The organism is Nonomuraea sp. NPDC049625 (assembly GCF_040675285.1).
Classification (GTDB): Bacteria; Actinomycetota; Actinomycetes; order Streptosporangiales; family Streptosporangiaceae; genus Nonomuraea; species Nonomuraea angiospora_A.
This window is the reverse complement of sequence record NZ_JBFAOQ010000022.1, coordinates 93,346-115,131: the sequence shown is the minus strand read 5'-3', so window position 1 is coordinate 115,131 and position 21,786 is coordinate 93,346. Positions and strand designations below refer to the sequence as shown.

Sequence of the window (21,786 nt, the reverse complement as noted above, 5' to 3'; positions counted from 1 at the left end):
ACCGGGACGTGCTTGACGTATCAAATGAACAATCTTTAAATTCACTCATGGGTCGCATCGCGGGCGTCAGGGCCGCCGAGACGCGTGAGCGGTTGCTGAAGGCGGCTGCCGAGGTGTTCGCCGCACGCGGGTACGACGGCACGCGCGTCGCCGACATCGCCGCCGCCGCCGGGGTGAGCAACGGCGCGCTGTACGCGCACTTCGGTTCCAAGGCGGAGCTGCTCGTCGCCGCGCTGCGCGCCCACGGGCGGCGGATCCTGGCGGGCCTGTTCGCCGCCGACCCCGATCGGTCGGCCGCGGAGCTGCTCCTGGTTCTCGGGCGACGGCTGCCGCGGCCCCGTGAGGCTCCCGGTTACCTTGTCGTGGAGGCGCTGGTCGCGGCCAGGCGGGACGAGGACGTCGCCCGGCCGATGCGTGACTACGTGGGGGAGCGGGCCGACTGGATCGCCGAGCTGGTACGCACGGGCCAGGGAGACGGAGAGCTGGACCCCGGGTTGTCGCCGGACGCGCTGGCCCACTTCTGCCTGCTGCTGGCGATGGGCAGCGCGCTCATCACGCCGGACCTGCACGCCGTCGACGACGCCGAGTGGTCGGCGCTGCTGACCCGCGTCGTGGCCGCCATCGCCCCACCGGACGGAGCGGAGAACCCGCCCAACATTCCACCGGACGGAGCGGAGAACCCGCCCAACATTCCACCGGACAGAGCGGAAGACCCGCCCATCGCCCCACCAGAGAGAGCGGAGAAGCCGCAGTGAAAGTACAGATCGATCCCGGGCGCTGCCAGGGACACGGCCGCTGCTACGACCTGGCCCCGGGCCTGTTCGGCGAGGACGGCGAGGGCTACGGGCAGGTCGTCGGCGACGGCGTCGTGCCGCCGGGGGAGGAGCCGGCGGCGCGCCTGGCGGTGGCCAACTGCCCGGAGCGGGCGATCGACCTCGTGGAGGAGGCGTGAGATGACCGTTGACGACCGTTTCAGCCAGGACTTCCGGGGCACGGGAGACGACCCGCCCCTCGGCACGCGCAACGAGATCGTCACCGGCCCGGTGTCCGACTGGGCGACCGACTTCTCCCACCTGGAGCCCGAGTGGGCCGCGGACCCGTACCCCATCCAGGACGAGCTGCGGCAGCGCTGCCCGATCGCGCACACCGACCGCTTCGGCGGCGGCTGGCTGCCGACGCGGCACGAGGACGTGGCGGCCATCGCGTACGACACCGAGCGCTTCTCCTCGCGCTCGATCATCATGAGCAACTTCCGGCCGCACCGGGAGGTCGCGCCGATCGGCGGCTCGCCGCCGATCTCCTCCGACCCGCCGTTCCACCACGACGCGCGCAGGCTGCTGCTGCCGGCGTTCACCAAGACCGCCGTCGCCAGGCGGGAGGCGTCGACGCGGGCGCTCTGCCATGAGCTCATTGACGGGTTAGCCGGCCAGGACGTGGTGGACGCGGCCCGCGACTACGCCCAGCACATCCCGATGCGGGTCATCGCCGACATGCTCGGCTTCCCGCCCGAGGACGGGCCCCGCTTCCGCGAGTTCATCGAGAACGCGCTCGAAGGCGTGAACCGGCCGGCGGAGAAGCGCATGGAGGGGATGGAGCAGCTGTTCGACTACCTGCTCGTCCAGATCCGCGACCACGTGGACCACCCGCGCGACGACCTGACGACCTACCTCGTCGACGCCGAGCTGTATGGGCAGAAGCTGGAGTCCTCGCACGTGGCGGGGACGATGGCGCTGCTGCTGATCGCCGGGATCGACACCACGTGGAGCGCGATCGGGGCGTCGCTGTGGCATCTGGCCAAGACGCCGCGCGACCGCGAGCGGCTGGTGGCCGAGCCCGAGCTGCTGCCGGCCGCGATGGAGGAGCTCCTGCGGGCCTACGCGCCGGTCACCATGGCGCGGCTGGTCAAGGAGGACATGCGCTGGAACGGCGTCGACATGAAGGCCGACGACTGGGTCCTGCTGTCGTTCCCGGCGGCCAACCGCGACCCGGAGCAGTTCGACCGGGCCGGAGAGGTCGTCATCGACCGCGAGGTCAACCGGCACGCCGCCTTCGGCCTGGGCATCCACCGTTGCGTGGGCTCCCACCTGGCCCGCATGGAGCTGCGGATCGCCCTGGAGGTGTGGCTGGAGCGCATCCCGGTCTTCGGCCTCGACGACCCGGCGGCGGTCACCTGGGCCACGGGCCAGGTCCGCGGACCGCGTACGCTCCCGCTCCGCATCGGCTGACCACCGATACTTGATCATCTTCGGGGTGGCTCGCTAGGGTTGGGCGCCTTTGCCCGGTCCGAACCGCCCCCCGAGGATGTCCCGTGCGCCGCTACCGTTTCGGCCGGATCGCCGCGCCGCTCGCCCTCGCCTACGCGGCCCTGGTCGTCGCGCTCGGCGTCGTCGCGCTGGTCACCCGCGACCCCGCGCTGCTGCGGCGGCTGGTCGTGGGGGAGTGGGACCCGCGCGAGGTTCCGTTCGTCTGGTGGGCGGAGCTCCTGGTCGTGGCGGCCGGGCTGCTGCAGGGCTGGGCCTACTGGCAGGCGCTGCGCGGGCGCGCCGCCGGAGCGCCGACCGGCAGGGGCAGGCGGGTCGCGCTGCTCCGAGCGGCCCTGTACGCCGGCCTCGCCGTGACGCTGGTCGTCCGGCTCCCGATCCCGTACGCATGGTGGACGGGCGTGCTCGGCGGCCTGCTCCAGCTGCTTGTCGTCTGGCTGTTTCCGCTGGTCATCGCCCCGGTGCTGTCCCGGGCGTGGCGGCTCCTCGCGCTCGTGGCGGGCACGCTCAGCGCCGTCTCGCTGATCGCCACCAGCATCGCCTACTGGTTCGACCTGGCTGCCCTCGTGAGCATCGGCTCGTTCGGCGGGCTGGACGAATTCATCTGGGTCCTGTGGATGGTGCCGATCCTGGTGGGCCAGGCCAGGGATCCGCGCTGGAGCCGGACCACGGTGTGGACGGGCGCGATCTCGGGGGTTATGTCGTTCGTGTCGCCGTCGTCGTACTCGTACATGCTGCTGTACGACGAGATCAACTATTCCCTGCTCTACCACAGCCTCCTGGGCGCGGCGAGCGTCTTCGGCATGGTGTGGGACGCCCGCTCCGCCCACGAGCTGGCCAACCCGATCCCGCAGTCGCCCCTGGTCCGGCCCGCGCCCGAGCGGGTGGCGGCGCGGCCCTGGCCGTTCGCGGCCGTGGCCGTCGTGCTCCCGCTCGTCCCCGCGGCCGTCAATCTCGCGCAGGGCTCGGTGCTGTGGATCGGCCCCAGGGGCGTGATCGAGAGGTTCCTGCGCGAGGAGACGGGCGCCGGCGCGATCATGACGTGGTTCGCCTTCGACGTGCTCGTCGGCGTGGGCGCGCCCGCCGCGCTGATCCTGATCGCGGTCGTCCGCAGGACCCGGCCGCTGCTGCGCGCCACGGTCAACACCCTGGCGCTCGCCGCTGTGATCGGCGCCGTCTCCTTCCTCACGTACGAACCCGACCCGAGCGAGGAGTCCCTCTCCCACGGGATGCTGATCTACCCGGAAGCGCTGCTGGGCAGGGGCGAGGACGGCGGGTTCCGGTTCGGGGTCTCGCCGCTGTGGTACGGCGCCGCGCTCGCCGCGTCCGCCCTCATCCTGACCGTTTTGTACGGCGCCGCCCCGAAGCGCCGCCCCCTGCACCACCTGCTGGCCGTGGCCGTGGCGTTGTGCGTCGTCCCGGCCGCCGACCTGGCGCGCGGTCCCGTCACCACGGCCGAGGACTGCTCGCCGCGCGACTCCTGGGAGTACGACGAGGAGCCCCCGCCGCCGACGGGCGAGCGGGCGTTCGTGTGCGCGGTACGCGCCGGCCGTACGTTCGCCGCCACCACCCCCGACCAGGTGCTGCTCGCCCACGGCCGCCGCCTGTGCGACGCCTACACCCGCGACGACCGGCGGGAGCTGGCCCGCCTAAGGGTGAACGCCGAGAGCCTGGCCTCGACGCTCGCCGGGATCTGCCCGCGCGCCGACGCGACGATCAAGGCCGAACGCGCCGCCGCAGACCGGGAGTTCGAGGAATGGGAAGCGGAGGAACAGCGCAAATGCGACGCGGCCCCGCGCCACCGCCCCCTCGTCCCGCCCGCCCGATCCTCCGTCCTCAAGAAGCCCGAGTGGCCGGAGGGAGGTCTGGAGATGTACGACGAGACGGACCACGGCGAGGACCCGGCCGAGGTCTACGCCAAAGCCGTGGACAACGGACTGGTCGGGAGCGGCCCCGGCCACCTGGTGGTGACGACCCACTCCGACTCCCACGTCTGCGTCACCCTGGAGACCTACACCCGCCGCCCGCCCGTGGAGACCAAGGGCTGGGACCAGGTGGTGGAGGTCGGCTACCTGAGCTCGTCCGGACAGATGGTGCTCTCGGACGGCCTCAGCGGCACCGAACTGCCCGACCTGTCCCTCTACGGCCGCAAGGGCCACTACCGCATCCGGGTGCACTTCGCCTGGGTCCCCTGGAAGGGCGACAAGTACGGCACCCAGCGGCTGCTGATCATGGCCTACCCGGCGAACGGCGACAAGGTCGTCTCCTATCGCAAGCCAGGCGGAAGCTGAACGGACACCCGACATCCGCGTGGCCGGCCTCCAGGCACAGCGTCCGAAGAGGGAGGAACTGGAGCAGCACGGGCTGGTGGCGGTAGACCCCGCCACCAGCCCGGCATCGAGGGTCACATCGTCGTGGTGAACGTGTGGGTCCCGGCGCCCACCTCCTGCGGGATGGCCCCTGGCAGGTCCACCTCGGCGACCGTCCCCGGGGGCACGGTCGCCGTGACCGTGAGCGTCTCGCCGTCCCGCTCCCACGAGACGGCCGCCAGGCCGTACGGGGTGTCGAGGCGGGCCGAGGCGTGCGTGAGGTCGCCGCCCGGCCGGGGTGCGACGCGCAGGCGGCGGTAGCCGGGGGCGGCCGGGGCGAGCCCGGCCACGGTGCGGTGCATCCAGTCGGCCACCGCGCCGAGCGCGTAGTGGTTGAACGACGTCATCTCACCGGGGTTGACCGAGCCGTCGGGCAGCAGGCTGTCCCAGCGCTCCCAGATCGTCGTGGCGCCCATCGTCACCGGGTACAGCCAGGACGGGCAGTTGCGCTGGAGCAGCAGCCGGTACGCCGTGTCGTACGCCCCGACCGAGCAGAGCGCGTCGCAGATGAGCGGCGTGCCGACGAACCCGGTGCCGATGCGGTGGTCGTCCTGGCCGACCAGCTCGACCAGGCGCCGCCCGGCCCGCTCCCGCTGCTCGGCCCCGTCCAGCAGGTCGAAGGTCAGGGCCAGCGCGTAGGCGGTCTGGGTGTCGCACGCCAGCCGCCCCGACGGGGTGACGAACTCCCGGCGGAACGCCTCGCACACCTCCCGCGCCAGGGCCGCGTAGTGCCCGGCGTCGGAGTCGTGACCCAGCAGGGCCGCCGTCTCGGCCAGGACCGCGGCGGTGTGGGCGTGGTAGGCGGTGGCGACGAGCGCGTGGTCGGTACGGGCCCTGCCGGGGTCGTCCGGCGGCGCGGCCGGGTCCAGCCAGTCGCCGAACTGGAAGCCCTCGTTCCACAGGTGGTCGCCGCCGGCCAGCCCGTCCACCTGGTCCACCCACGCCTTCATGCTGGCGTACTGCCGGCGCAGCAGCCCGAGATCGCCGAAGCGCTGGTAGAGCGTCCACGGCACGAGCACCGCGGCATCGCCCCACGCGGCGGTCGGCGAGTTGCCGAACAGCAGCGGCACCCACGGCACGTAATGCGGCACGGTGCCCTCCTGGACCTGCTCGACGGCCAGGTCGGCGAGCCAGGACGCCAGCGGGCCCGAGCAGTCGTAGAGGAACGCGGCGGCCGGTGCGAAGACCTGGATGTCGCCGGTCCAGCCGAGCCGCTCGTCGCGCTGGGGGCAGTCGGTGGGCAGGTCGACGTAGTTGCCGCGCATGCTCCACACGACGTTGTCGTGCAGCCGGGACAGCAGCGGGTCCGAGCAGGTGAAGTCGCCGGTCCTGCGCATGTCGGTGTGGCAGACCACGGCCACGACGTCGGAGGCCGGGTCCAGCTCGCCGGGCCAGCCGTCGATCCGCGCGTAGCGGAAGCCGTGCGTGGTGAAGCGCGGCTCCCACTCCTCCGGTCCGTCGTCGCCGCGCAGCGTGTACTGGTCGAGCGCGGCGGCGTCGCGCAGCGGGCGGATGGCCAGCCCGCCGTTCTCCAGGACCTCGGCGTGCCGGAGCGTCACCGTGTGCCCGGCCGGGCCCTGGACGCGGATGCGCAGGCGGCCGGCGATGTTCTGGCCGAAGTCGAGGATCGTCTCCCCGTCCGGCCCGGTCAGCGTCTCCACCGGCGCCAGCGTCTCGATGCGCCGGACCGGCGGGCCCGTCGGCGCGACGAGCAGGGCCGGGTCGTGCGGGAGGGAGTCGGCGGGCAGCCAGGCCGCGTCGTCGAAGCCGGGGCCCGACCAGCCGGACGGCAGCAGGCGGGCGTCGTACTTCTCGCCGTCGTACAGGCTGGCGGCGGTGACGGGCCCGGTCGCGCAGCGCCAGCTCCCGTCGGTGGCCAGCACGTCGGTGGTGCCGTCGGCGTAGGCGATCTCGAGCTGGGCGATGAGCGCGGTACGGTCGCCGTACAGGTCGCTCTTGCCGCCCCGGAAGCCGATCCGGCCTCGATACCAGCCGTCGGCGAGGGTGGCGCCGATGGCGTTGGCACCCTCGGTCAGCAGGCCGGTGACGTCGTGCGTGCGGTAGCGCAGGCGGTGGCCGTAGCTGGTCCAGCCGGGCGCCAGGACGTCGTCGCCCACGACGTGGCCGTTGATCTCGGTCTCGTGGACGCCGTGGGCGGTGACGTACAGGCGGGCCCGCTCGATCGGGCCGCGGACGGTGAAGTCGCGGCGCAGCAGCAGCGCGGGGCCGTCGGGGAGGCCCAGCAGCTCCAGCGGAGGCGCCGCCGCGCCTGCCGTCCAGTCGGCCGGCTCCAGCAGCCCGGCCTCCGCCCATGACCAGGGGCTCCAGTCGCTGACCGAGCCGTCGCGGCCGTGTACGCGCACCCGGGCGCCGCGCCGTTCGCGCGAGCCGAGTTCGCCGCCCGGCCAGGGCACGAGCACCGACTCCGCCGACTCGACCCGGCCGGGGGCCGTGCCGTCGCTGAGCTCGATCTCGTACGCCTGCTGCCGCCAGCCGGGGAGTTCGGTGGCGACGGTCCACGACAGACGCGGAGCGCTTTCGCCGATGCCGATGGGGTCGTGGTGGTGTTCGAAGACGGGCGCTTCGACATGCACGAGGGTCACGGGTCTCCTAGCCCTTGATGGCGCCGGCGGTCATGCCGGCGACGATCTTGCGGTTGAAGAAGATGAAGAGCAGCAGCGGTGGGATCGTGATCAGGACGATGTCCATGAACAGCAGGTTCCACTGGGTGTTGTACTGGCTCTGGAAGTTGTAGAGGGTCACCTGCACGGTGGCGTTGTCGTCGCCGGGGGTGAAGTAGAGCGGGTTGACGAAGTCGTTGAAGATGGCCACCGAGGTGGTCAGGACCACGGTGATGGTGACCGGCTTGAGCAGGGGGAAGATCACCCGGAAGAAGAGCGCGAGCCCGGTGCAGCCGTCGATCTGGGCGGCCTCGTCCAGCTCGCGCGGGATGGCCGCGATGAACGCCCGGAACAGCAGCACCGAGTACGCCATGTGGAAGGCCACCTCGATGAGGATCAGCCCCGGCAGGGTCTTGAACAGGCCGAGCGCCTGCAGCAGCCAGATGGTGGGCACGATCGCGGGCGGGATGATCAGCCCGGTCAGCACCAGGAAGTTGGCCACCGAGCCGAGCTTGCCCGTGCGGCGCTGCAGCACGAACGCGGCCATGGAGGCGAACACGACGATCAGCACGACCGACGCGACGGTCAGGACGGTGCTGTTGACGTAGGCGCGCAGCAGCACGTAGTCGCGGGCCTCGATCACGTCCACGAAGTTCTGCACGATCGGCCAGTTGGCCGGCCAGGCGAAGTCCAGGTCGGTGGCCTGCGTCTGGTCCTTGACCGCGGTCAGCAGCATGAGCGCGAACGGGATCAGGAAGATCACCCCGGCCAGCACCAGCGCGATCGCCTCGGCACCGAGCCTTCTCAGCGCGGTCATGCGGGCACCTGCCTTTTGCCGAGGAAGTAGTTGAGCGGGACGACGATGGCGGTGACCACGACGAACAGCAGCACGTTGCCGGCGGTGGACAGGCCGAAGAAGCCGGCCTGGTACTGCTTGTAGATGATCGAGGCGATGGTGTCGCTGGTGAAGCCGGGCCCGCCACGGGTCATCGTCCAGATCAGGTCGAACGAGCGCAGGCCGCCGATGAACGACAGGATGATCACCGAGTAGGTGGCCGGCCAGGACAGCGGGAGGGTGACGTGGCGGAAGCGGTGCCAGGCCCCGCCGCCGTCCACGGCCACGGCCTGGTAGTAGTCGCGGGGGATGGACAGGATGCCGGCGATGTAGATGACGGTGGCGATGCCGACGCCCTTCCACACATCCACCAGAGCGACCGACAGCAGGGCCGTGCCGGCGTCGCCGAGCCAGTCGGGGCCGTCGATGCCGACCACGGCCAGGGCCTTGTTGACCAGGCCGGTGTCGGGTCTGAGCAGGGCGCTGAAGGTGATGCCGACCGCGACCGTGGAGACCAGGACGGGGAAGAACACCACCGAGCGCAGGAATCCGCGCAGCCGCAACTTGCTGGTGAGCAGCACGCCGAGCAGCAGGCCGAGGACCACCTTGAGGCCGCTGGTGACGACGGCGTAGAACAGTGTGTTGGTGAAGCCGATGCGCAGGTTCTGCTCGGACAGGAAGTCGCGGAAGTTGTCCAGGCCCACGAAGGTGCTGTCGAACAGGGTCCAGCGGGTCAGCGCGAAGTAGAAGGCCATCACCGTCGGCACCAGGAAGATCACCAGGTAGACGACGGCCGCCGGCAGGTAGAGCGCGTACGGGTAGGCCGACTTGCGCCTGGCCGGGCCGGCGGGCGGCCGCGCGAGTGCCGGGCCGGGCCCCGAGCGGGGCCCGGCGTCCTGCCTGGTCACCACCCCGCGAGCCCCAACTGCTTGGCCTGCTTCTCGACATCCTTGTCGTACTGGGCCGCCCCCTCGGCGGCCGGCGTCAGCCCCGAGCCGACCGCGACGGTGATCTGCTCCAGAGACGGGCCCTTCACCGGGGACAGGAACTCCAGCGCGGGCGCGGTGGCGCTCTTGTCGATGTACGCCTGAAGGTCCTTGGCCACCTGCACGGCGTCGTCCGGCAGCTTGGCGCCCGTGATCCGGTACGGCCCCGAGGGCTGCACGACCTTGCTGACCGCTTCGGTCGCGGCCGGCGAGGCGACGAAGGCCAGGAACTTCTTGGCCGCGTCCAGGTTCTTGGTGGTCTTGGGGATGTAGACGCCGCCCGGCTCCCAGAGGGTGGCGCCGTTCTTGGCGGCGTCGGTGCCGGGGACGCCGAAGAAGCCGATGTCGGTGGCCGCCTGCGGCATCGTGTCCACCAGCGGCGGCACCTGGGCGCTGAGCATCGGGTAGTGCGCGCCCTTGCCCTCGACCAGCATCTTCATGCCCTGGTCGGCGGTCGCCGAGCCGAAGCCCTCGTTGAGGTAGCCCTTGGCCTTGACGTCGGCCAGGTGCTGGAACCCGGCCAGCGCCGCCGGCGTGGTGGCGAACTTGGCCTTGCCCGCGGTGTAGTCGGCGGCGAAGCTCGGGACCGCGGCCTGCACGTTGTAGAAGTCGCCGAGCACGAACAGCTGCGAGGTCCAGGTGTCCTTGAACGTCGAGATCACCGGCGCGATCCCGGCCGCCTTGATCTTCTCGTTGTTGGCCATGAACTCGTCCCAGGTCTTCGGGACCTGCAGGCCGAGCTTCTCGTAGACCTTGCGGTTGTAGAGGATGCCGCCGCCCAGGGCGGTGCCGGAGGGCACGCCGAACACGTGGTCGCCCTGGCTCACCACCGGCAGGAAGTCCTTCTGGACGTTCTGGATCGCCGGGTCGCCGGCCAGGTCGACCAGGGTCTGCGACGGGTTGAGCGCTTGCAGCAGCGACCCGGAGTTGTACGCGAACACATCCGTCATGTCGCCCGTCGAGAGCCTGGTCTTGACGATGTTGTCACCCTCGCTGCCGGGCGGTCGCGTCTCCATCTCGATCTTGATCTTGGGATTGGCCTTCATGAAGGCTTCCGTCATGGCCTTGGCCGTGTCGACCGAGCCCTGGCCGTTGTCCACGAGGTATTTCAGGGTGACTGTGCCGTCGGCTGCCGGCTCGGCGCCCGAGCTTGAGCCGCAGGAGGTCAGGGCCGTCATCGTGAGAACGGCCAGAGCCGCTCCCAGCGCGCGGTGAGAGGTCTTCACAACGCCCCTCCGGGTCCGTTGAATCGTTTTAACGCCCCCCGATGCGAGTTAACGTAAGCGTTACAGGGCCTGGCGGTCAAGGCTCGATTTGAGGAACGGTCCCCAATCGTGATCCACGTGGAGCGGGTGGACTCTTGGATATCCGATCTCTTGAATGGGTAACGTTATTCATCGCGGCACCGGTCTGGAGCTCGTACAATCGGGTCGCGTCGAGTCGAACGGGGTGCGTCACATGGTCACGCGCGACGGGCGGCGACGGGTGACGATCACCGATGTGGCGAGCCACGCCCGGGTCTCCACCACCGCCGTGTCGAAGGTGCTGCGCAATGCGTACGGGGTCAGCGAGGCGATGCGCGTCAAAGTGCAGGCCGCCATCGACGAGCTCGGCTACCGGCCGCAGGCCGCGGCCCGGGCGATGCGGGGGCGCACGTTCACGTTCGGCGTGGTGCTGCCGCACATCAGGAACCCGTTCTTCGCCGACATCCTCGACGGCTTCGACGAGCAGATAGCGGGCGCCGGCTACCAGGCCATCATCGTCCAGGGCAGCGGCAGGGACGCCGAGGCCGAGGTCCGCGCCATCGACGCCCTGGTGGACCGGCAGGTGGACGGGATCCTCGTCGTCGCCGCCGTCATCGCCAGGGCCCGCCTCGAAGAGATGGCCAGGAACACGCCCACCGTCGTGCTCGGCCGCCACGACCGTTCGGCGGTCTACGACTCCGTGCTCGACGACGACGAGGCGGGGGCCGAGCTCGCCGTCGAGCATCTCATCGCGCTCGGCCACCGCCGCATCGCGCACATCACGCAGAAGGACGTCGGGGCCGTCCGCTCCGTGACGCTGCTGCACACCATCAGGGCCAGGACGTACGAGCGGGTGATGGCCGAGCACGGCCTGGCCGAGCACATCGCTCTCGCCGCCACCGCCTACACCGAGGAGGGCGGCCACCAGGGGACGTGCGAGCTGCTGGCCCGCACGCCCCGGCCCACGGCCATCTTCGCCGGCGCCGACCAGGCGGCCTTCGGCGCGCTCGCGGCCATCCACGAGGCCGGGCTGGCCGTCCCCGGCGACGTCTCCGTGGTCGGCTACGACAACGCCCGCGCGGCGGCCCTTTCGCACATCTCGCTGACCAGCGTGGACCAGGACGGGGTCATCATGGGCAAGACGGCGGGGCGGCTGCTGCTGGAGCGGATCGAGGGCCGCACGACGGCGGTGCGCTTCTCCGTCACGCCCACCTTGGTGACCCGCCGCTCCACCGCCCCGCCCGCCTGACGCGCGGGCGTCAGGTCAGAAGGAGTACGGGCCGAAGCGGCCCCAGGCCACGACGGCGGCCAGCAGGAGGAGCACCGCGTTGATGACGATCCCCTGGTATTCCTTTCGGCGGACGTGTACGACCGCGGCCCCGATCATGACGATGACCAGGCCGGCGGCGGCCAGCGGCGTCAGCACCGGGACGATGCCCAGCGCCGCGGGCAGGATGAGCCCGATGCCGGCCAGCACCTCCAGGGCGCCGATGCCCTTGACGGCTCCGGCGGAGAAGTCCTCCGTCCAGGCCAGGCCGGAGGTGGCCAGCTTCTCCTTCGGCTGGGACAGCTTCATCAGCCCGGCCCCGAGGAAGGCCAGGGCGAGGAGGCCGGCGATGATCCACAAAACGACGTTCATCGGAAGTCCGATCGATGGCGAGATGACTTAAAGCTTCAACCGGAAGATACGCACGTCGTACTTGAAGCGTCAAGCGTGAGTCGACGCGTGATCACTTGATTCATCAAGTTAGAGTGGAGAACATGGAGCACCCTCAGGAGCCGCGCTGGCTGACCGCCGAGGAGATGGAGAGCTGGCTGGCTCTGGTCACCGTGCTGATCAAGCTGCCGGCCGCGCTGGACGGGCAGCTGCTGCGCGACGCCGGGATCAGCCACTTCGAGTATCAGGTGCTGGCCGGGCTGTCGATGACCCCCGAACGCACCATGCGCATGAGCGACCTGGCGGTGATCTCGGAGGGGTCGCTGTCCCGTCTGTCCCACGTCGTCAACCGGCTGGAGAAGCGCGGCTGGGTGCGCCGCACCCCGGACCCGGACGACGGCCGCTACACCCTGGCCATCCTCACCGGGGAGGGCTGGGAGAAGGTCGTCGAGACCGCCCCCGGGCACGTCGAGGCCGTACGCGGCTTCGTCTTCGACCCCCTCACCAAGGCGCAGATCCGGCAGCTGCGCGAGATCGGCCGCCGCATCACCCACGCCATCGACCCCGGCGACGGCTGCCTCGACCGGCACCCGGCCACCGCGCGCCCGGAGCCCGACCCCGACACCATCCCCAACCGGGAGCCCTCATGACGTCCATCCTCAACCCGGACATCCCCGCCGGGGCCTACGACGCTTTCCTGCCCGGCGCGCTGCCCCGGGCGCGGGCCCAGCGCTCCTGGACGCCCGCCGACGGCCCGCTCCCCGCTCTCTACCTCAGCCACGGAGCGCCCCCGCTCTTCGACGACGGGCCCTGGATCGGCGAGCTGTTCGCCTGGGCGCAGTCGCTGCCCAAGCCCAGGAGCATCCTCATCGTCTCCGCCCACTGGGAGGCCGCGCCGCTGGCCCTGTCCGCGCCCGCCGCCGGCACCCCGCTGGTCTACGACTTCGGCGGCTTCCACCCGCGCTACTACGCCATGACGTACGACACCCCCGACGCCGGCGCGCTCGCCCGGCGGGTGGCCGCGATGATGCCCGACAGCGAGCCGGTCCACCAGCACCCCAGCCGCGGCCTCGACCACGGGGCGTGGGTGCCGCTGATGGCCATGTACCCGCTCGGCGACATCCCGGTGCTGCAGCTCAGCATGCCGACCCACGACCCCGACCGGCTGCTGGAGCTCGGGGCGCGGCTGGCCCCGCTGCGGGAGGAGGGCGTGCTGGTGATCGGCTCGGGGTTCATGACGCACGGGCTCCCCTTCGTCACCCCGGAGATGCTCCACCGGGGCGTCGTCCCCGCCTGGTCCTCCGACTTCGACGCCTGGGCGGCCGATGCCCTGGCCAGGGGCGACGTGGGGGAGCTGGCGGCGTTCCGGACCCGCGCGCCCGGCATGCCGTACGCGCATCCGACCGTCGACCACTACATCCCGCTGTTCGTCACGCTGGGGGCGAGCGGCCGGGTGGACCGGCCGGTGACGACGATCATCGACGGCTACATGATCGGATTCTCCAAGCGGTCCTTCCAGACGGTCGCGTAGCGCCGATACGTACGGCAAGAATCCAGAAAGTTTCGGTCAGCGTGACGGCGGCGCGGTGCTGGCCCGGACGATCAGCTCGGTGCCCAGCTCGACCCGGGTCTGCGCCAGCGGCTCGCCCTGCGCGAGCTTCATGAGCATGGTGGTGGCCGTGGCGGCCATCTCGGTGAGCGGCTGGCGGACCGTGGTCAGTGGCGGGACCGCCCACTGCACCGAGGGCAGGTCGTCGAAGCCGACGACGCTCAGGTCACCGGGGATGCGCAGGCCCAGCTCGTAGGCGGCGCGATAGACGCCGACGGCCTCCCCGTCGTTGCAGGCGAAGATCGCGGTCGGCGGGTCGGGCAGGCGCAGCAGCCGGTGGGCCTGGGCCAGGCCGCCCTCGATGATGAAGTCGCCCGAGCCGATCAGCTCGGGGTCGACGGGCACTCCGGCCAGGTCGAGCGCGGTGCGGTAGCCGTCGAGCCGGGCCCGGCTGGACAGGGCCCAGTCGGGCCCGGTGATGACGGCGATGCGGCGATGGCCGAGGTCGAGCAGGTGGCGGGTGGCCGACAGGCCGCCGCTCCAGTTGCCCGCGCCGACCGAGGGGACGCCGGGCCCGGGATCGCCCGACGGGTCGAGCAGGACGATGGGGATGTCGCGGGTGACGAGCTGGTCGCGCTGCTCCTTGGTCAGTCCGGAGAACACCGCGATCACGCCCGCCGGGCGGCGGCTCAGCACGCCTTCGATCCAGCCGTGCCCGGGGCCGGAGCGCTGCTGCATGTCGGAGATCACCACGGCCAGGTGGTGCTCGCGGGCGACCTGGTCGACCCCCTTGATCATCTCGATCGGATAGTCGCCGCCCAGAGCGTGGAACACCACCTCCACCAGGGCGGACGCGTTGACGCGCCGGCGCTGCCGGCGGTAGCCGTGGCGGCGGATGAGGCCCTCGACGAGGGCGCGGGTCTCGGGGGCGACCTCGGAGCGGCCGTTGACCACCTTGGAGACGGTCGCGGTGGACACGCCGGCCAGCTCGGCGAGCTGCGTGATGGTCAGCGGCTGTGGCGTGGCGGACGGCTCCTCGGTGGCGGTCATGGCCGCAGTCTAACGGGAGGGTTTCGGATTGTGGGACCGATTGTTTCGGCGGTCTTACGAGGAGGTTCTTGACGGGTTTCGGGAATTCGACCTAGAGTCCGGGCTTAACGATCGGACCTTGGACCGAAACTTTCCGACGCGCTGGCGAACCCCCCATTCGAAGGAGCGCGGCATGCATCGACCTGTCTCCAAACGCGGCGTGACGGCCGCGCCCGCCTACTACGACATCGCCCCAGCGCTCCGCTCCTGAGCGCCGGCCCCCCACCGAAAGAGACCGACGTGAAGCTCCGCAACGTAACCCCGGTCGTGCTCGCCGCGGCCCTCGCCCTGTCCACGGCCGCCTGCGGTGGCGGCACTGGCGGCACCCCGTCCCAGCCGTCGGGCGGCGACAGCAAGTCGTTCGAGTTCTGGTCGTTCTCCGGGATCGACCAGAAGGCCTCCGTCGACGACTACCAGAAGCAGAACCCCGGCTGGCAGATCAAGCTCACCGAGGTGGGCAGCTCGGTCGAGACGGCGCAGGCGCTCACCACGGCGCTGGCCGGCGGCAAGGTGCCCGACCTCGTCCTCATCCAGGGCGACGACCTGCCCAAGTTCGTCCAGCAGCCCCAGAACTTCTACGACCTGCGCCAGCTCGGCGCCGACAAGATCAAGGGCGACTACCTCGACTGGGTGATGAGCGCGAGCACCGCCAAGGGCGGTGAGATCATCGGCATCCCGACGGACGTGGGCGGCATGGCCGTCGCCTACCGGGCCGACCTGTTCAAGGAGGCGGGCCTGCCGACCGACCGCGAGGAGGTGGGCAAGCTCTGGTCCACCTGGGACGCCTTTATCGAGACCGGCAAGAAGTACACCGCCAAGACCGGCAAGGCGTTCATGGACAACGCGGCCACCAGCGTGTTCTACCAGGCGGTCAACCAGGGACCGCAGAAGTACTACGACCCCTCGGGCAACGTCGTCTACAGCACCAGCCCGCAGGTCAAGACGGCCTTCGACCTGTCGCTCAAGGCCGTGCAGGCCGGGATCACGGCCAAGCAGGGCTCGTTCACCGAGGGCTGGACCGCGGGCATGGGCAAGGGCCAGTTCGCGGTGATCTCCGCGCCGTCGTGGATGCTGGGTGCGATCCGCAGGAACGCCCCCGACACCAAGGGCAAGTGGGACGTCGCCACCATCCCCGGCGGGGCGGGCAACTGGGGCGGCAGCTACCTGGCGATCCCCAAGGGCGCCAAGAACGCCAAGGCGGCCTGGGAGTACATCACCAAGACCCAGTCGCCGCAGGGCCAGCTGACGCACTTTTTGGACTCCGGCTCGCTGCCCACGACCCCGTCGGTCTACAAGGACGCCAAGCTCACCGGGCTGAAGGACGAGTTCTTCTCCGGCGCGCCGATCGGCGCGATCTACACGAACTCGCTGCTCGGGCTCAAGCCGTTCTACATCGGCCCGGACAGCTCCGCCATCGGCCAGGAGCTGCAGAACGCGATCACGAACGTCGAGCAGGGCAAGGGCGATCCGGCCAAGGCGTGGGACACGGCGCTGGCCAACGTCAAGACGGCCATCGGCAAGTAGGACCAGCGTGACGACGAGCCTCAGCACGCCGCGGGCGGTGGAGACGCCGCCCGCGCTCACGACTCGGGTGCGGCAGAGCATCGGCGAGCGCATCGCCCCTTACTTCTACATCGCCCCGTTCTTCCTGATCTTCGCGGTCTTCGGCCTGGTTCCGCTGCTGTTCACGTTCTACGTGGCGCTGTTCGACTGGAACCCCATCGGCGAGCACGTCTTCATCGGCTTCGACAACTTCAGCCGCCTGCTCGCCGACGCCCGGTTCTGGAACGCGCTCAAGAACACGATCAGCATCTGGGTGCTGTCCACCGTCCCGCAGCTGGTCCTGGCGCTGCTCCTGGCCCACCTGCTCAACCACGCGCGGCTGCGGCTGGCGGTCTTCTTCCGGATGTCGATGCTGGTGCCGTACATCACCTCGGTGGCGGCCACCACGATCGTCTTCGCCCAGATGTTCGACCGCGACTACGGCCTGCTCAACTGGCTGCTGGGGTTCGTCGGCGTGGAGCCCATCGACTTCAAGCAGTCGGTGTGGGGCAGCCACCTGCTGATCGCCGTGATGGTGACCTGGCGCTGGTTCGGCTACACGACCCTGCTCTACCTGGCCTCGCTGCAGGCGATCCCGCGCGCGATCTACGAGGCGGCGGCGGTGGACGGCGCGGGCGGGTGGAAGCAGTTCCGCCACATCTCCATCCCGTCGCTGCGTCCCGTCATCGTCTTCACGGTCGTGACCTCGACGATCGGCGGGCTGCAGATCTTCACCGAGCCGCTGCTGATCTCCCGGTCGCAGACCTGCGGGGCGATCCGGCAGTGCCAGACGCTCACGTTGTTCCTGTACGAGCAGGGCTTCGGCCAGTTCCAGTTCGGTTACGGCGCGGCCATCGGCGTGGCCCTGTTCGTCCTCGTCATCGTCGCCGCGACGGTCAACTACCTCCTGTCCACCCGCATCCGCCCGGAGCGCTGATGACCTCCAAGAGCAATCGGGTCCCCTGGTGGACCTACCTCCTGCTGGGGCTGGCGGCGTTCGCCTGCATCTTCCCGCTGTACTGGATGTTCGTGGTGGCCACGACCGACTCGGCGACCGCCACCCAGCTGCCGCCGAAGATCACGCCGGGCGGCAACTTCTTCCACCTGGCCGAGCTGGTGTTCACGACCGTGCCGTTCGTGCGCTCGATCGTCAACAGCCTGATCGTGGCCGGGACGATCGCCGTCGGGCACGCGGTGCTCTGCTCCCTGGCCGGGTTCGCCTTCGCCAAGCTGCGCTTCCCCGGCCGCAACGTGCTCTTCCTGATCGTCGTGCTCACCATGACCGTGCCCACGCAGCTCGCGGTCATCCCGCAGTACATGATCATCTCTTCCCTGGACTGGGTGGACACGTTGCAGGCCCTCATCGTGCCCGGCCTGGCCAGCGCGTTCGGCATCTTCTGGATGCGCCAGCACCTGTCCACGACGATCAGCGACGAGATCCTGCAGGCGGCCCGCATCGACGGGGCGAACACCTGGCAGATCTTCTGGCGCATCGCGTTCCCGCTGGTGCGGCCGGCCGCGTTCGTGCTCGGGCTGCTCGGCTTCGTCACCTCGTGGAACGACTTCCTGTGGCCGTTCATCGTGCTGAAGTCGCCCGAGATGTACACCGCGCAGATCGCCATCAAGGCGCTGCAGAACAGCCTCGACGTCGACCTCGGCCTGGCCATGTCGGGCTCTTTCCTGGCCACCCTGCCGCTGCTGGTGCTGTTCGTGTTCGTCGGCAGGCGGATGGTGGCGGGGATCATGGACGGCGCCTTCAAGGGCTGAGAACTCACATTAAGGAAGTCATGACATTCGTGAATGAGCCGTGGCGTGACCGCGGCCGCCCGTCCGCCGAACGCGTCGAGGCCCTGCTGGCCGAGATGACGCTGGAGGAGAAGGTCGCGCAGCTCGGCTCCGTGTGGATCCAGACCGACGACCCCGGCAACGTCGCGCCCCTGCAGGACCGCTTCGCCGCGGTGGAGGGGCTGGAGGAGCGGCTGCGCGACGGGGTCGGGCATCTCACCCGCGTGTACGGCACCGAGCCGCTGTCCGCGGCCGAGGGCGCGGCCCGGCTACGGGAGCTGCAGGAGCGCGTGGTGACCTCGAACCGGCTCGGCGTGCCCGCGATCGCCCATGAGGAGTGCCTGACCGGGTTCGCGACGTTCGGGGCGACCGCGTACCCGACGCCGCTGGCCTGGGCGGCGACGTTCGACCCCGGTCTGGTCGAGCGCATGGCGGCGGCGATCGGCGCCGATCTGCGGGACGCCGGCGTGCACCAGGGCCTGTCGCCGGTGCTGGACGTCGTACGCGACTATCGCTGGGGGCGGGTCGAGGAGACGCTGGGCGAGGACCCGTACCTGGTGGGCAAGATCGGCGCGGCCTACGTGCGCGGGCTGGAAAACGCCGGGATCATCGCCACCCTGAAGCACTTCGCCGGCTACGCGGCCTCGCGCGCGGCCCGCAACCACGCACCCGTCAGCATCGGCCCGCGCGAGCTCGCCGACGTGATCCTCCCGCCGTTCGAGACGGCGCTGCGCGAGGGCGGCGCGCGTTCGGTGATGAACTCCTACACCGACCTCGACGGCGTCCCGGCCGCCGCCAGCGCGGACCTGATGCGGCGGCTGCTGCGGGACGAGTGGGGGTTCGAGGGGACGGTGGTGTCGGACTACTGGTCCGTCCCGTTCCTCGCGTCCATGCACCGGGTGGCCGAGGACGTCGCGGCGGCGGGCGCGATCGCGCTGTCGGCCGGGATCGACGTGGAGCTCCCCGACACCCGCGGGTACGGCCGCAACCTGGTCGAGCAGGTGAAGGCGGGCCACGTCGACGAGGCGCTCGTGGACGAGTCGGTACGCCGCGTGCTCCGGCAGAAGGTCGACCTCGGCCTGCTGGACGGCGGCCCGCTCGTCCCGGACGGCGCCGAGGACGTGGACCTGGACAGCGCGCGCAACCGCGAGCTGGCCGCCGAGGTCGCGGAACGTTCCATCGTGCTGCTGTCCAACCCCGGCCGGGCCCTGCCCGTCGACCCGCTCGTGACCCGGCGGCTGGCGGTCATCGGGCCGTGCGCCGACGACCCGCGTACCCTCATGGGCTGCTACTCCTTCCCCAACCACGTGCTCGACCGCTTCCCCGAGAGCGGCATGGGCCTGCCGGTCGCCTCGATCCTGGAGGGCCTGACGGCCGAGTTCCCCCACGCCGACGTGCGCCACTGCCTCGGAGCCGAGGTGTCGGGCGACGACGCGTCGGGGATCCCCGAGGCCGCCGAGGTCGCCGCCCAGGCCGACCTGGTGCTGCTGTTCGTCGGCGACCGGGCCGGGATGTTCGGCGGCGGCACGTCGGGCGAGGGCTGCGACGCGGCCGACCTGCGGCTGCCCGGCCGCCAGGCCGACCTGGTCGAGGCGGTCCTGGCCACAGGCACGCCGACCGTGCTGGTCGTGGTGTCGGGGCGGCCTTACGCGCTCGGCGCCTACCAGGACCGGGTGGCCGCCGCGGTCCAGGCGTTCTTCCCCGGGGTCGAGGGTGCGACCGCGGTCGCCGGCGTGCTCAGCGGCCGGGTGAACCCGTCCGGGCGGCTGCCCGTGCAGATCCCGTACTCGCCGTTCGTGAACCCGTCCACCTACCTCCAGCCACCCCTGGGGCAGAAGGCGGAGGGCATCACGGTGCTCGACCCGACCCCGGCCTTTCCCTTCGGGCACGGGCTGTCGTACGCGGCGATCACGTACGAGGCCATGCGGACGTCGAGGGCGGAATACGGCACGGACGGCGTGGTCGACGTGCGGGTGACCGTGCGCAACGACGGTGACCGGCGCGCCGAGGAGGTCGTGCAGGTCTACGCCACCGACCCGGTGGCCCAGGTCGCCCGGCCCGTCCAGTGGCTGGTCGGCTTCGCCCGCGTGCCCCTGGACGCAGGGGAGAGCCGCGAGGTGGTCTTGGAGGTGCCCGCCGAGGCGTTCTCGTTCACCGGGCTCGGCGGGCGGCGGCTCGTCGAACCGGGGGAGATCGTGCTGTCCTCCGGGCCGTCCGCCGCCGACCTGCCGCTGAGCGCGTCCATCCGGCTGGTCGTCGATCCCGGGAAGGAGGGGTGAACGTGCGTACGTACGGCAACCCCGTCGTCGCCGGGTTCCACCCGGACCCCAGCGTGTGCCGGGTCGGCGAGGACTACTACCTGGTGTGCTCCAGCTTCGAGTATTTCCCGGGCGTGCCGATCTTCCACAGTCGCGACCTCGTGCACTGGCGCCAGATCGGCAACGTCCTCGACCGGCCCTCGCAACTGAACCTGCCGCCGGACGTGCCCGCCTCCGGCGGCATCTACGCGCCCACCATCCGCCACCACGACGGGCGCTTCTATGTGATCACCACCAACGTGAGGGCCGGCGGCAACTTCATCGTCACCGCCGAACGCCCCGAAGGCCCCTGGTCCGAGCCGGTCTGGATCGACCTGCCCGGCATCGACCCCGACCTGACCTGGGACGAGGACGGCGCCTGCTGGTGCGCCTTCTCCGGCACGCAGGTGGCGCGCGTCGATCCGGCCGAGGGCAGGATGCTGGAGGGGCCGTACCAGGTCTGGTCCGGCACCGGTGGGAAATATCCGGAAGCGCCGCACCTCTACCAGGTGGACGGCTGGTGGTACCTGCTCATGTCCGAGGGCGGCACCGAGCGCGGCCACGCCGTCTCGATCGCCCGAGCCCGCTCGCCGCGCGGCCCGTTCGAGCCCGGCCCGGTCAACCCGATCCTGACGCACCGCGGCACCGACCGGCCCATCCAGAGCACCGGCCACGCCGATCTCGTTCAGGCCGCCGACGGGACCTGGTGGATGGTCCTGCTCGGCACCCGCCCGCGCGGCTACACCCCCGAGTACCAGGTGCTCGGGCGGGAGACGTTCCTCACGCCCGTACGGTGGGAGGACGGCTGGCCGGTCGTGGGCCCCGTCGAGGAACGCCACCCGGCGCCCGCCGCCTGGCACCCGCTCCCGCCCGAGCCCTCCCGCGACGACTTCGACGAGCCCTCGCTACGGCCCTGCTGGATCTCGCCGCGCGGCCGACCGGACGGCTCCTGGTCGCTGACCGAGCGGCCCGGCCGGCTGACCCTGCACGCCACCGGCCCGACCCTCGACCGCCCCGGCCACACCTTCGTCGGCCGCCGCCAGCAGCACCACGACTGCCGCGTCACCGCCCTGCTGGAGCCGGGCGCGGGCACGGCCGGGGTGTCGGTCCGGATGGACGAGGCCCACCACTACGACCTGGAGGTCGAAGGGGGGCTGGTGCGGGTGGTCGCGCGCATCGGCCCGCTCCGGCAGTGCCTGGCCGAGCGTCCGGTGCCGCCTGGGCCGCTCACGCTCGCTCTCGACATCCGTACCCGCGACATCCTGCCGCCGTCCGTCATCTCACCGGCCGACGAGCCGGTGGGGGTGGACGGCCGGGGGCCGGACACCATCGCCTTCTCGGCGGACGGCACGCTCCTGGCCGAGCTGGACGGGCGCTACCTGTCCACCGAGGTGGCCACCGGGTTCACGGGGCGGGTGATCGGGATGTACGCGACGGAGGGGAGCGCGAGCTTCGACTGGTTCGACTACCAGCCCGCCGACCACTGACCGGACCGCCCACCCTTCGGGAGGAGCGGATCAGGGCGTGATGGGCGGCGGAGGCGGGCTGCCT

At 71.0% G+C, this 21,786-nt stretch carries 18 protein-coding genes; 12 read left to right on the top strand and 6 right to left on the bottom strand.

Features of this window, described 5'->3' with window-relative positions; translation table 11 throughout:
• The first annotated feature begins 47 nt into the window (after positions 1–47).
• The 4 genes from AB0J87_RS55500 (at position 48) to AB0J87_RS55485 (ending at position 4,552) form a co-directional block, all read left to right on the top strand.
• Positions 48–755 (top strand): TetR/AcrR family transcriptional regulator, encoded by a 708-nt coding sequence (locus tag AB0J87_RS55500; protein WP_363982308.1) that lies wholly within the window; start codon positions 48–50, stop codon positions 753–755.
• Entirely contained in the window at positions 752–952 is a 201-nt protein-coding gene (locus tag AB0J87_RS55495; RefSeq protein WP_350741656.1) for a ferredoxin, read from the top strand. The genes AB0J87_RS55500 and AB0J87_RS55495 overlap by 4 nt, the downstream gene beginning before the upstream one ends.
• 1 nt (position 953) lies before the next feature.
• Entirely contained in the window at positions 954–2,225 is a 1,272-nt protein-coding gene (locus tag AB0J87_RS55490) for a cytochrome P450 (protein ID WP_363982305.1), read from the top strand.
• A gap of 83 nt (positions 2,226–2,308) precedes the next feature.
• Complete coding sequence (locus tag AB0J87_RS55485; RefSeq protein ID WP_363982302.1) at positions 2,309–4,552, top strand: hypothetical protein; 2,244 nt, start codon at positions 2,309–2,311, stop codon at positions 4,550–4,552.
• Between the two features lie 113 nt (positions 4,553–4,665).
• Here AB0J87_RS55485 and AB0J87_RS55480 read toward each other — a convergent pair whose 3' ends face one another.
• Genes AB0J87_RS55480 through AB0J87_RS55465 form a run of 4 tightly spaced genes read right to left on the bottom strand, consistent with a single transcriptional unit; the run spans position 4,666 to position 10,298 of the window.
• A complete protein-coding gene (locus AB0J87_RS55480; protein ID WP_363982299.1) occupies positions 4,666–7,233 on the bottom strand; it encodes a family 78 glycoside hydrolase catalytic domain in 2,568 nt (855 codons plus the stop codon).
• A gap of 7 nt (positions 7,234–7,240) precedes the next feature.
• A complete protein-coding gene (locus tag AB0J87_RS55475) occupies positions 7,241–8,068 on the bottom strand; it encodes a carbohydrate ABC transporter permease (RefSeq protein WP_363982296.1) in 828 nt (275 codons plus the stop codon).
• Complete coding sequence (locus tag AB0J87_RS55470; RefSeq protein WP_363971929.1) at positions 8,065–8,994, bottom strand: sugar ABC transporter permease; 930 nt, start codon at positions 8,992–8,994, stop codon at positions 8,065–8,067. Before AB0J87_RS55470 ends, AB0J87_RS55475 begins: the two co-directional genes overlap by 4 nt.
• Complete coding sequence (locus AB0J87_RS55465) at positions 8,991–10,298, bottom strand: extracellular solute-binding protein (RefSeq protein WP_363982294.1); 1,308 nt, start codon at positions 10,296–10,298, stop codon at positions 8,991–8,993. Before AB0J87_RS55465 ends, AB0J87_RS55470 begins: the two co-directional genes overlap by 4 nt.
• 232 nt (positions 10,299–10,530) lie before the next feature.
• Between AB0J87_RS55465 and AB0J87_RS55460 the strand changes: the two genes are divergently transcribed.
• On the top strand, positions 10,531–11,565 hold the full coding sequence (locus tag AB0J87_RS55460; RefSeq protein ID WP_350740890.1) for a LacI family DNA-binding transcriptional regulator: 1,035 nt from the start codon (positions 10,531–10,533) through the stop codon (positions 11,563–11,565).
• A gap of 15 nt (positions 11,566–11,580) precedes the next feature.
• Here AB0J87_RS55460 and AB0J87_RS55455 read toward each other — a convergent pair whose 3' ends face one another.
• Positions 11,581–11,955, bottom strand: a complete 375-nt coding sequence (locus AB0J87_RS55455) for a DoxX family protein (RefSeq protein WP_363982290.1) — start codon at positions 11,953–11,955, stop codon at positions 11,581–11,583.
• A 122-nt stretch (positions 11,956–12,077) separates the two neighbouring features.
• Here AB0J87_RS55455 and AB0J87_RS55450 point away from each other — a divergent pair, with 122 nt between their 5' ends.
• Positions 12,078–12,623, top strand: a complete 546-nt coding sequence (locus AB0J87_RS55450) for a MarR family winged helix-turn-helix transcriptional regulator (RefSeq protein ID WP_363982287.1) — start codon at positions 12,078–12,080, stop codon at positions 12,621–12,623.
• Positions 12,620–13,504, top strand: coding sequence for a class III extradiol ring-cleavage dioxygenase (locus AB0J87_RS55445; protein ID WP_363982283.1), 885 nt, complete (start codon positions 12,620–12,622; stop codon positions 13,502–13,504). Before AB0J87_RS55450 ends, AB0J87_RS55445 begins: the two co-directional genes overlap by 4 nt.
• Positions 13,505–13,540: 36 nt before the next feature.
• Here the strand turns inward: AB0J87_RS55445 and AB0J87_RS55440 are convergent, their stop codons facing one another.
• Complete coding sequence (locus tag AB0J87_RS55440) at positions 13,541–14,572, bottom strand: LacI family DNA-binding transcriptional regulator (RefSeq protein ID WP_363982280.1); 1,032 nt, start codon at positions 14,570–14,572, stop codon at positions 13,541–13,543.
• 279 nt (positions 14,573–14,851) lie between these two features.
• On the opposite strand from AB0J87_RS55440, the gene AB0J87_RS55435 reads away from it, so the two are divergent.
• The 5 genes from AB0J87_RS55435 to AB0J87_RS55415 are packed head-to-tail and all read left to right on the top strand — an operon-like array spanning position 14,852 to position 21,722.
• The gene (locus AB0J87_RS55435) at positions 14,852–16,135 is read left to right on the top strand and encodes an extracellular solute-binding protein (RefSeq protein WP_363982277.1); all 1,284 of its coding nucleotides are present in this window, start codon (positions 14,852–14,854) and stop codon (positions 16,133–16,135) included.
• Positions 16,136–16,142: 7 nt separating this feature from the next.
• Positions 16,143–17,090: a sugar ABC transporter permease gene (locus tag AB0J87_RS55430; RefSeq protein ID WP_363982275.1), complete on the top strand. Its 948-nt coding sequence runs from the start codon at positions 16,143–16,145 to the stop codon at positions 17,088–17,090.
• Entirely contained in the window at positions 17,090–17,920 is an 831-nt protein-coding gene (locus tag AB0J87_RS55425; RefSeq protein ID WP_363982272.1) for a carbohydrate ABC transporter permease, read from the top strand. Before AB0J87_RS55430 ends, AB0J87_RS55425 begins: the two co-directional genes overlap by 1 nt.
• Positions 17,921–17,940: 20 nt before the next feature.
• Positions 17,941–20,217: a glycoside hydrolase family 3 N-terminal domain-containing protein gene (locus AB0J87_RS55420; RefSeq protein ID WP_363982269.1), complete on the top strand. Its 2,277-nt coding sequence runs from the start codon at positions 17,941–17,943 to the stop codon at positions 20,215–20,217.
• A complete protein-coding gene (locus tag AB0J87_RS55415; RefSeq protein ID WP_363982266.1) occupies positions 20,214–21,722 on the top strand; it encodes a glycoside hydrolase family 43 protein in 1,509 nt (502 codons plus the stop codon). Before AB0J87_RS55420 ends, AB0J87_RS55415 begins: the two co-directional genes overlap by 4 nt.
• Positions 21,723–21,786: the final 64 nt, after the last annotated feature.

Bases quoted from the DNA above. Each gene is read 5' to 3' on its own strand.
- AB0J87_RS55500 (WP_363982308.1), top strand. From the start codon at position 48: ATGGGTCGCATCGCGGGCGTCAGGGCCGCCGAGACGCGTGAGCGGTTG.
- AB0J87_RS55490 (WP_363982305.1), top strand. From the start codon at position 954: ATGACCGTTGACGACCGTTTCAGCCAGGACTTCCGGGGCACGGGAGAC.
- AB0J87_RS55475 (WP_363982296.1), bottom strand. From the start codon at position 8,068: ATGACCGCGCTGAGAAGGCTCGGTGCCGAGGCGATCGCGCTGGTGCTG.
- AB0J87_RS55460 (WP_350740890.1), top strand. From the start codon at position 10,531: ATGGTCACGCGCGACGGGCGGCGACGGGTGACGATCACCGATGTGGCG.
- AB0J87_RS55455 (WP_363982290.1), bottom strand. From the start codon at position 11,955: ATGAACGTCGTTTTGTGGATCATCGCCGGCCTCCTCGCCCTGGCCTTC.
- AB0J87_RS55450 (WP_363982287.1), top strand. From the start codon at position 12,078: ATGGAGCACCCTCAGGAGCCGCGCTGGCTGACCGCCGAGGAGATGGAG.
- AB0J87_RS55445 (WP_363982283.1), top strand. From the start codon at position 12,620: ATGACGTCCATCCTCAACCCGGACATCCCCGCCGGGGCCTACGACGCT.
- AB0J87_RS55440 (WP_363982280.1), bottom strand. From the start codon at position 14,572: ATGACCGCCACCGAGGAGCCGTCCGCCACGCCACAGCCGCTGACCATC.
- AB0J87_RS55425 (WP_363982272.1), top strand. From the start codon at position 17,090: ATGACCTCCAAGAGCAATCGGGTCCCCTGGTGGACCTACCTCCTGCTG.
- AB0J87_RS55420 (WP_363982269.1), top strand. From the start codon at position 17,941: ATGACATTCGTGAATGAGCCGTGGCGTGACCGCGGCCGCCCGTCCGCC.